Here is a 1,167-nt window from a genome sequence, read left to right as displayed (position 1 = left end):
GACGAACTCGGCGATCTCGGCGCGGTTGTATCTGGTCACGTCGTCCACTCCCTGTGGTCCTCTAGTTGTCGACCAGGCGGAGCGCCTGGGTCGGGCAGTACTTGACGGCGGCCTTGACGGCCTCGAGCTGATCGGCGGGGACCTCACCCCGCTTGGCACGGACCTTGGCCCCCGAGCCCTTGCCGACGGTGAACCAGTCGGGGGCCTCGGCCTGGCACTCGGCGTGTCCCTGGCACAGGTCGAAGTCGACCTCCACTCGCATCTGACTCTCCTGTTCCCTCAGCGCTTCCGCTTGCGGTAGCGGACCACGCACGGCTGGGCCAGCTGGACGACCATCTTCGAGTGGTCGTTGTGGTAGCTGTCGGCGGGCTGGGCGAGTTCGAACTCGTACTCCCGCAGCAGGACCGAGAAGATCGCCTTGATCTGCAGCTGGGCGAACGCGGCACCCACGCACCGGTGGCGTCCGGCGCCGAACGGGATCCAGGTCCACCTGTTGACGATGTCCTCCTGTCGCGGCTCGTCGTAGCGGTCCGGGTCGAAGGAGTCGGCGTCGGGGAAATCCTCGGGCAGCCGGTTGGACACCGCCGGTGAGGCGGCCACGGTCTGTCCCGCGCGCACCACGTAGTCGCCGATCCGCACGTCCTCCTGCGCCACGCGCATGAGGATGATCAGCGGCGGGTGCAGCCGCAGCGTCTCCTTGAGGGCGTTCTCGACCTTGGGCATCTGCCGCAGGGCGCCGAACGAGTACTCCGCCCCGTCCGAGTAGATCTCGTCGAGCTCGGCCAGCACCTCGGCCATGTAGTCGGGGTTCTTCAGGAGTTCGATGAGCATCCAGGCGCTGGTGCCGGAGGTGGTGTGGTGGCCGGCGAACATCATCGAGATGAAGATGCCGGTGACCTCGTCGGGGGTGAACCGGTGGGTCCCGTCCTCGTCCTTCACCGACACCAGGACGTCGAGCAGGTCGCGATCGTCCTTGTCGGCGGGCGGGTTGGCGATCCGCTCGTCCATGATCGCCGAGACCAGGTCGACCAGGCCCTCGCGGGCGGCGTCGCGCTTACGGAAGGACGGGATGTCGGCGTAGGGGTCGATGTAGGCGTGCGGGTCCGTGCCCTGTTCGAGATCGTGGTAGAGGTGCGCGAACCGGGCGTCGAGCTGCTCGCGGAACTT

Annotated in this window: 2 protein-coding genes; both read right to left on the bottom strand. The window is 67.4% G+C overall.

The window, feature by feature from the left end; all coding sequences use genetic code 11:
• Positions 1–61 precede the first annotated feature (61 nt).
• A complete protein-coding gene (locus OPF83_RS17370) occupies positions 62–262 on the bottom strand; it encodes a ferredoxin (RefSeq protein WP_264888906.1) in 201 nt (66 codons plus the stop codon).
• A 17-nt stretch (positions 263–279) separates the two neighbouring features.
• The coding region (locus OPF83_RS17365; protein WP_264888904.1) for a cytochrome P450 at positions 280–1,167 on the bottom strand (888 nt) is incomplete at its 5' end.

The sequence above is a fragment of the Dietzia sp. NCCP-2495 genome (assembly GCF_026011735.1).
Classification (GTDB): domain Bacteria; phylum Actinomycetota; class Actinomycetes; order Mycobacteriales; family Mycobacteriaceae; genus Dietzia.
Note: the sequence above shows the minus strand (reverse complement) of the source record. Positions and strands in the feature narration are given on the sequence as shown.